This is a genomic window from Shewanella sp. Isolate7 (assembly GCF_022398425.1).
In the GTDB taxonomy this organism is placed as follows: Bacteria; Pseudomonadota; Gammaproteobacteria; order Enterobacterales; family Shewanellaceae; genus Shewanella.
Genome location: NZ_JAKEVJ010000063.1, coordinates 20,191 through 28,744 on the forward strand (window position 1 = coordinate 20,191; position 8,554 = coordinate 28,744).

The 8,554-nt window shown below is 53.3% G+C and carries 5 protein-coding genes; 3 read left to right on the forward strand and 2 right to left on the reverse strand.

What is annotated here, in order from left to right; genetic code table 11:
• Positions 1-152: 152 nt before the first annotated feature.
• A complete protein-coding gene (gene gcvP / locus L1D47_RS15375) occupies positions 153-3,041 on the forward strand; it encodes an aminomethyl-transferring glycine dehydrogenase (protein ID WP_239885915.1) in 2,889 nt (962 codons plus the stop codon).
• A 611-nt stretch (positions 3,042-3,652) separates the two neighbouring features.
• On the opposite strand, the gene L1D47_RS15380 is transcribed toward gcvP, so the two are convergent.
• The gene (locus L1D47_RS15380; protein ID WP_239885916.1) at positions 3,653-4,513 is read right to left on the reverse strand and encodes a hypothetical protein; all 861 of its coding nucleotides are present in this window, start codon (positions 4,511-4,513) and stop codon (positions 3,653-3,655) included.
• 141 nt (positions 4,514-4,654) lie between these two features.
• Entirely contained in the window at positions 4,655-7,378 is a 2,724-nt protein-coding gene (locus L1D47_RS15385) for an AAA domain-containing protein (protein ID WP_239885917.1), read from the reverse strand.
• 322 nt (positions 7,379-7,700) lie between these two features.
• On the opposite strand from L1D47_RS15385, the gene L1D47_RS15390 reads away from it, so the two are divergent.
• Together L1D47_RS15390 and L1D47_RS15395 are read left to right on the forward strand one after the other, a co-directional pair.
• The gene (locus L1D47_RS15390; protein ID WP_239885918.1) at positions 7,701-8,084 is read left to right on the forward strand and encodes a hypothetical protein; all 384 of its coding nucleotides are present in this window, start codon (positions 7,701-7,703) and stop codon (positions 8,082-8,084) included.
• 66 nt (positions 8,085-8,150) lie between these two features.
• On the forward strand, positions 8,151-8,554 hold a 404-nt coding region (locus tag L1D47_RS15395), incomplete at its 3' end, for a transposase (protein ID WP_239885919.1).

Sequence of the window (8,554 nt, forward strand, 5' to 3'; positions counted from 1 at the left end):
CCCATATCGCATAGAGATGGGGCTTCGTTCGTTATAAGGCCATGCAATAAGCCATTGCCATATAACGAGAAGTAGAACCACATCAAACAACGAGACCGGTAACACCAGCCCCCTACAGCTAGGATACTGGCAAATATGGAACTAGGTTAATCATGACCACTGAAACCCTCACTCAGTTAGAGCAGCACGAACTATTCATCCGTCGTCATATCGGCCCGGACAGCGCAGATCAGCAAGAGATGCTGAACTTCGTTGGTGCAGAATCTTTAGAAGATTTAACACAGCAGATAGTCCCTGAGTCGATTCGTCTTGGACGCGATCTTGCCGTTGGCAGCGCCTGTGGCGAAGCCGAAGGCCTTGCTGCGATTCGCAAGTACGCCGATAAGAACAAGGTGTTCAAGAGCTACATCGGCATGGGTTACTACGGTACTATCGTGCCAAGCGTGATTCAGCGTAACGTATTCGAAAATCCAGGTTGGTACACGGCGTACACCCCATACCAGCCTGAGATCGCCCAGGGCCGTCTAGAAGCCATCCTGAACTTCCAACAGGTGTCGATGGACCTTACCGGTCTTGACCTGGCCTCAGCCTCCCTGCTGGACGAAGCCACCGCCGCAGCCGAAGCCATGGCGCTGGCCAAGCGTGTCTCTAAGGCGAAGAAAGCCAACATCTTCTTCATCGCCGATGATGTGTTCCCACAGACTATCGACGTGGTAAAGACCCGCGCCGAGTGTTTCGGATTCGAAATCGTCGTTGGCCCAGCCAGCGAAGCGGTTAACTACGAGCTGTTTGGTGCCCTGTTCCAATACACCAACCACTATGGTCAAATCACCGACTTCACCGAGCTGTTTGCTGCCCTGCAAGAGAAGAAGGCTATTGTGACTGTTGCCGCCGACATCATGTCGCTGGTGTCACTTAAGTCGCCTGGCTCTATGGGTGCCGATGTTGTCTTCGGAAGCGCCCAGCGTTTCGGCGTGCCAATGGGCTTTGGTGGTCCACACGCAGCCTTCTTCGTGACCCGCGATCAGCATAAGCGTTCACTACCTGGCCGTATTATCGGTGTGTCACAAGATACTCGCGGCAACCGCGCCCTGCGTATGGCTATGCAGACGCGTGAGCAGCATATCCGCCGCGAAAAGGCGAACTCAAACATCTGTACTGCACAGGTGCTGCTGGCTAACATGGCCTCTTTCTATGCCGTATTCCACGGTCCAAAAGGCCTGAAGATCATCGCCGACCGTATCCATCGCTTCGCCGACATCTTTGCCGCCGGTCTTAAGGCCAAGGGTGTTGAGCTGGTAAACGATACCTGGTTCGATACCGTTTCATTCAAGGTTGCCGACAGCGCCGCCGTGCAGGCTCGCGCCATCGCCGGCGAAGTGAACCTGCGTATCGATAGCGACGGCATCTTAGGTGTTGCCATGGCTGAGACCACCACTCGTGAAGATGTGGCGCAGCTGTTCGATATCGTACTGGGCGAAGGCCATGGCCTGGATGTTGCGGCAATTGACGCCGACATCATCACCAATGGCAGCAGCTCAATTCCGGCCGAGCTGGTTCGTCAAGACGCCATCCTCGAGCATCCAACCTTCAATCGCTACCACAGCGAAACTGAGATGATGCGTTACATCAAGCGTCTGGAAAACAAAGATTTAGCGCTAAATCACTCGATGATTTCGCTAGGTTCTTGCACCATGAAGCTGAACGCGGCGACCGAGATGATGCCGGTAAGCTGGCCAGAATTTGGCAACATGCATCCTTTCTGCCCGCAAGATCAGGCACAGGGTTATGCCGAGCTTATCGAAGAGCTATCAAACTGGCTGGTCGACATCACAGGTTATGATGCCATGTGCATGCAGCCTAACTCGGGCGCATCGGGCGAATACGCAGGTCTGTTGGCTATCAAGAAGTACCACGAGTCTCGCGGTGAAGGCCACAGAAACGTCTGTCTTATCCCTCAGTCTGCCCACGGTACTAACCCGGCTTCGGCCCAGCTTGCTGGCATGAAGATAGTGGTTACCGCCTGTGATAAAGCCGGTAACGTGGATATGGAAGATCTTAAGGCCAAGGCTGCCGAAGTGGCCGAAAACCTCTCTTGCATCATGGTCACCTACCCATCGACTCACGGTGTGTACGAAGAGACCATCGCGGAGATCTGTGAAGTGATTCATCAGCATGGCGGTCAGGTTTACCTGGACGGTGCCAACATGAACGCTCAGGTAGGTCTTACTACGCCTGGTTCAATCGGCGCCGACGTATCGCACCTTAACCTGCACAAGACCTTCGCCATTCCACACGGTGGCGGCGGACCAGGCATGGGCCCAATCGGCGTTAAAGCACACCTTGCGCCATTCGTTGCCGGTCACGCCGTGGTTAAACATGGTCGTGAGTCAGACAACAACGGTGCGGTATCGGCAGCGCCATACGGCAGCGCCAGCATCCTGCCTATCACCTGGATGTACATCAAGCTTCTGGGTTACCAGGGCTTGAGACAGTCTACTCAGATGGCACTGCTAAACGCTAACTATGTAATGAAGAAGCTGTCTGCCCATTACCCTGTGCTTTACACAGGCCGTAATGACCGTGTCGCGCACGAGTGCATTATCGACCTGCGTCCGCTTAAAGAAGCCTCTGGCGTCACCGAGATGGATATTGCTAAGCGTTTGAATGACTACGGCTTCCACGCGCCGACCATGAGCTTCCCGGTTGCGGGCACCCTGATGATCGAGCCGACAGAGTCTGAGTCTAAGGCCGAACTGGATCGCTTCATCGAAGCTATGGTTGCCATCCGCGGCGAGATCGCCAAGGTTGAAGCCGGTGAATGGCCTGCGGACAACAACCCGCTGCACAATGCGCCGCACACCATGGCCGACATCATGGACTCAGAGTTCGACTCACGTCCATACAGCCGTGAAACCGCCGTGTTCCCAACGGATGCGGTGAAGGCTAACAAGTTCTGGCCAACGGTTAATCGTATTGATGATGTGTATGGTGACCGTAATTTGATGTGTTCGTGTGCTCCGATTGACGATTACAAGTAAATGACTACTTGGCCTCGATAATACGGCGTCATCCCGTTGTTTTCGCTGCTCATTGACTACAGTCAACTGCGCGGCGAAAACAGCAGGTTTCCTTGTCTTATCTTCGGCAGTAACGTCATTTGGGATGTGCATGGCACTGACCATGATAAAAAGCGAACCTTTTGTGGTTCGCTTTTTTGTTAGCTGATTGGACTCGCTACTGCGGCGTTGAATCTCAGCTTTCGTGCTCATTGACACAAGTCAACTCCGCGCTAGAGCCTTCGTTTTGCCGCCGCGGAGCTGACTGTATAAAGAGTGCTTCGTCAGCGACGCAATTATGTAATAGTTAGCTTCAAATGAAGCTTAGATATGAAAAAAGCGAACCCATGTGGTTCGCTTTTTGTTGGCTAATCAGTTTATATAGCACGGCGTCATCCCGTTGTTTTCGCTGCTCATTGACTACAGTCAACTGCGCGGCGAAAACAGCAGGTTTCCTTGTCTTATCTTCGGCAGTAACGTCATTTGGGATGTGTACGGCACTGACCATAATAAAAAAAGCGAACCCATGTGGTTCGCTTTTTTATGTCCGTTAGCTTTGCGCTGTTTTGTTCTAGCTGTTTGCGGCTGAGCGGTTAACGGTATTGATAGTCGCAGGTGACGACGTCTCTGTCTTGGGTTGTGGTGGTGCCGTCGGGGGCGAGTCGTGTCGCAGCGATTGTCCTGTGCCAGCACTGGTTTAGGCGGATCTTATTCATTACAAAATGCTCTGCCCAAGGCCTGTTTTGATGAAAGACCTCATACTCGCTTTGGCTGAAGTTAATCAGGGGCAGTTGCTCTGCTATGCTCAAGCCGTCTTCAGCGGTTTCAGTGCTTCTTAAGCCTTCTTCAATGGTCTCTGCGATTAACCAGGTTTTGTCTGTAAGCATGAGTTTGAGGTGTAGCACTAAGTCATGTTCGCCAAGGAGTTTGACGTAAACTATGGGGGGCTTTTCTTCGTTAATTCCACTCTGAATGTCCGCCGCTAATAAGTTAGAAATCTCTGCCTTGCTTTGCGAGATACGGATAAGCAGCGATTGGCTATCATCTTCAAACTTAAAGTCTTTGGCGCTCACCAGATTAAGTTGAGGCAGGTTGGCGAGGTAACGGTTAAAGGCGATAAACAGTTGCCCGGCATGACGGTTAAGGCCGTCCATGGTGTGGCAGTCGCTATCGCAGTTGAGTGTCATAGTGGCGGAGAGGAATTTGGCGGCGCTGATTTGCGGTGTCGCTTGTTGCTCATTACCTTCGGTATTAAAAATTAGCGCTATTTCGCTCACCATATGAACCTCTTGCCCGCTCTCCAGCATGGCATCATTCTGATAGGTGAGCTTCACGCTATTATCAATCGCTTCCTCTACATCGGGAGCCTCTATACCGTAAGTCTCTACGCAGGAAGCCTCCATGCAGGGAATGGCGGCGGTAGCGGTACCGATTTGTAGTGCTAATATCAGCATAAAAAGCCCTGATAAAACCACCTGCAAGCCTGATAGAGATGCCCGATTAACTTGTGTCATTCCCTTTGACATACTTGCTATCCATCTGATCTAAAAACATAACCTTGCGATATTAACTGGCTGTGGGCAATTGAATTTTCTTCAAGCGACCTCTTGGCTTGGTGCTATGCCGAACTGCTTACAGATGTAGTCGATACACAGGGTTTGTTGCTGGCTCCACAAGCCGTAGCTCAGGGGCATTAGGTTGACGCCGGCGCGTTGCAGTAGCTTGTAGAGGTTTATCTCGAAGAAGTCTTCCCAGGGGCCGGGGTAGCCGATTAAGTCTATCGCCAGATACTGGCCCTGGTAGCGGCACAGGATATCCAGTTCCAGCCCGGCCATGTGGTAGGCGCGCCATACCTCTATGCCTTTGGCCTCCAGCGCCTGGGCGACCGCCTGACCGAACTCATCCAAGGCGTCGGCGTAGTTGTGCTTGGCCTCGAACTGATCGGCCGAGGTGAGGTACTGAGCCAGCAGATTGTTGCCGGGCAGCGCCGTTTCATCCAACGACAAAAACAGCCACTGCGCCTGTTTGGCGCGGGTGATGGCCACATTAAACATATCGGCGCGGTTGAGGTAGGCCGCCGCGCGACCATCCTCGGCAGTTATGCTGAAAGAGAGCAGCATGATGTCGCGCTCCTCGCCCTGAAAGCCAAAAGGGGTGGCGATGCGCAGCTGATGACGTTCGATTTGTGCCTGACTGAAACGGCTCATAATCTGCTTCGACAGGTATTCGGTCTGATGGCGAAAGCATGACAGCACGCCTATGCTGGAGGGCACCAGCGCATCGGCCTGCTCGGCAATGAGTTGGCTTAACTTGTCCATCAAGGCCTCGGCCTCAATAACGTTGACGCCCTTGGCGTCGCGAACACCCTCGACTCGGACTCGGTGCAGGTGTCCCGAGCTGGTGCAGGGTCTGTGCTGCATCACCTTGAGGGCATTTTGATAGAACTGCTGATTACTGAACTGGATAAGCTCGGGCTTGCTGCGAAAATGTTCATCGAGAAAGGCGACCTGCGCCTGGGCACCGAGGGAGCCTGAGACCAAATCGAGCATGCTGGCATCGCGGTAGCTCAGCAGGCCGCGTCGGTCGGATGAGAGCCCTAGCTGGCTTTGAATACTGGCCTGCTTGTCGCGGGAGAGAAACGAGAAGTGTCTCAGCTGCTTGCTGTCACCGACCACTAACGCCGCCTTGGCGCGCTGTAGGGCGGGCAGGCACTCGGCAATGTTGGCCTGGGTGGCTTCGTCGATGATTACCAGATCGAACATCTGCGCCTGCATTGGCAATACCCGATGTAGGCTCGTCAGGCTAGAGAGCCAGATAGGAAAGGTCTGTTGCAGCGCCTCGAAGTTGGTGTTGTTAAAGGCCTCGAGTTGCTTAGATGACTGACGCGCCCGTATCGCCTTGGAGAAACTCACCAAGGATCCGCGCTTTTTTTGCAGCAGTCGATAGAGCCTGTGGCCGGTGGCCAGTTGCAGATAGTTGAGGCTTAGCTGCTCTTTCTGTTCGATCAAGCCGTTGAGGCTGTCCAGCACGCTCCACTGACGTGAGAAGCGTTTTATCCCCGCGCGATAGAACCAATTGAAGTAGGGCAGGCGCCAGCGAGACTGCTGGCGTTCCAATTTGGCCAGGGTTTGCCCTCTGCCAATGGCGCGTTTGCAATGGCGGGTAAAACTGGCTTCCAGCTTGGCCTGCTGCTTGGTGACTATCTCCAGCTGTTTGTAGGCCTCTTGCAGCTCGATGTCGGTTACCTTCTTGTTGGCGACCGGGTGGATGCCGTTAAGCATGTCGTCCACCTGGGCCTTGAGCTGCTTGATAAACTGCGGCGACCCGGCGCGGATTAGGCTGCTGCCGAGCTGAAACTGTTGTGAGAGTTTATCGGCAATCACGTCCACGGCCACGTCTGTGTGGGCGGCGATCAGTACCGACTTGCCGCGCAAGATCTGCTCGGCGGCGATGGTGGCTATGGTGTAACTCTTACCTGTGCCCGGCGGGCCCGAGATCTGCCCCAGGGTATGATTGGCGGCTATCTCCAGCGCCTGGGTTTGCGGCGCGCTCAGCAGGCCGGGCAGACAGTCTTGTTGGGTGTTAATGTGCTTGTTGTTGGGGGCAGTCGGCTGCTCGGCAAATAGCGCCTGTAGCGGCGGCGATAATTCGGGCGCGGCGACCAACATATCGAGTTCGTGCAAAATGCCGCGACTGGCCAGCGAGCGTTCGGCCAAAACGAGCTGACCGCGGCTCACCAAGAAGCCTTTACGCTTGCGGGTCAGGGTTGTGAAGTCCGCTTCATCGATAAGCTTGGGAAAGTGCAGTAGTTGGGAGGCATCTACATCGGCCTGTCCGGCGCGCAGCCAGGCAATCCAGCCGCTCACATCTGTTGGAGCATCACGTAGCGTCTGGGGCAGGGGATGGCCTTCCACCACGAGTTTCTCCAGCAGTGCCTCGTTGATGTTGAACCTGCCTTGCTCCGTGAGTGAGTCGCTGGCTTGCAGGTAGATCTCGCCGTTATCCTCTAGCAACTGACACTCGCGATACAACAGCGGTGTCACCACCTTACGCCGTTCGCCATTTAGCTCTATGCTGCCACAGAAGAACAGACTGCAATGCAGCAGTACCCGCTCGCGCAGATAGACGGCGCTGCGATGCTTCAATGCCGAGGCGAGGTCATAAGGCACGGGCAGGCGCGGCAGAAACCCGCTGGCGAGCTCATCTTGTCCCTGCAACACGAGTTGATCTTGCTCGGCGAGTTTATGGCAAGACCAGAGGTTGATCTCGGCGCTGTCGTGCGCAAAGCACTGCTTGTAGTAGTTCAGAATCCCTTGCAAACCCTATCCATCCTCAAGGCTTATCGGCGTTGCAAGGGTAACTTAACCGTTAAAGTTCAACAAGGTTTGGCTGCGTAAAGAGGGGAGCTAGGAGCCTAGCTTAAGGACGTAGATTAAGGACGTAGATAAAGGACATAGATAGGTCTCTCGCTTTTGCATCATGGCAGGCTTACAGGCACAATCAAACCTTTACTATCGGCTCGAGTCACTATCCCGCAGTAATACCCATTTAGGCTAAGCAAAACTAACCAAGGCCAAGCTAAGGGAAAAAGATAGCAAGTGACGTAAGGTTAAAGAATTAACGCAAGAGGTACTGGCAGCGATGAATCAAGGATTCCCCATCACCATTTCGGCCGATGACAGATTTTCGAGTACTCTTAAGCCCTTACTGGCGCAGCTAGAAATGTGGATCAACTTTCAGGCATTAAAGGCGGATTGGTACGGCAACGAAGAGCATATCCTCTCCTTCGACTTTACCCTGGTCAGAACCCTGGATGATATGGCCGAGCTGCTAGCCTCGAAAAACTGGATCGTCGAACCCGGTTACGCCTATCACTATGAGAGCAGTCGCCTGATGACTATCGCCTTCATCGCAGTTGATGACTTGCTTGAGCGTGGCACCGGCATAGAACAAGCGATAAAAAGCCGCTTGGTGGCAGTTGCTAATGCAATTGGGCAGCAATACGGCCTAATTGCATTATCTTAGGGAAGATGCGAATAAGTCCCTGATGTGAGATCATAGCTACATAGTAAATCACAGCCATTACCGCCCATGAGCCAACAGTTAACTTTTGCCGATAGTGAGTTTTCCAGCAAGCGCCGCCAGACCCGTAAAGAGATTTTCTTATCTCGGATGGACAACCTGTTACCATGGACTCAACTGCTGGAAGTGATTGAGCCCTTTTATCCAAAAGCGGGCAATGGTCGTCGTCCGTATCCACAGGAAACGATGTTCCGCATTCACTGTATGCAGCAATGGTACAGTCTGAGTGATGAGGCGATGGAAGATGCGCTTTACGAGATTGCTTCGATGCGTCAGTTTGCACAACTGTCACTGGATAAAGCCATTCCTGACCGCACTACCATTATGAATTTCCGGCACTTGCTGGAAAAACACAAACTCACTCGTAAGTTATTCCAAACGGTCAATCAATGGCTGTCGGATTGCGGTGTGAT

Excerpts from the sequence above, each read along its gene's own strand:
- gcvP (WP_239885915.1), top strand. The coding sequence starts at position 153 with ATGACCACTGAAACCCTCACTCAGTTAGAGCAGCACGAACTATTCATC.
- L1D47_RS15380 (WP_239885916.1), bottom strand. The coding sequence starts at position 4,513 with ATGCTGATATTAGCACTACAAATCGGTACCGCTACCGCCGCCATTCCC.
- L1D47_RS15390 (WP_239885918.1), top strand. The coding sequence starts at position 7,701 with ATGAATCAAGGATTCCCCATCACCATTTCGGCCGATGACAGATTTTCG.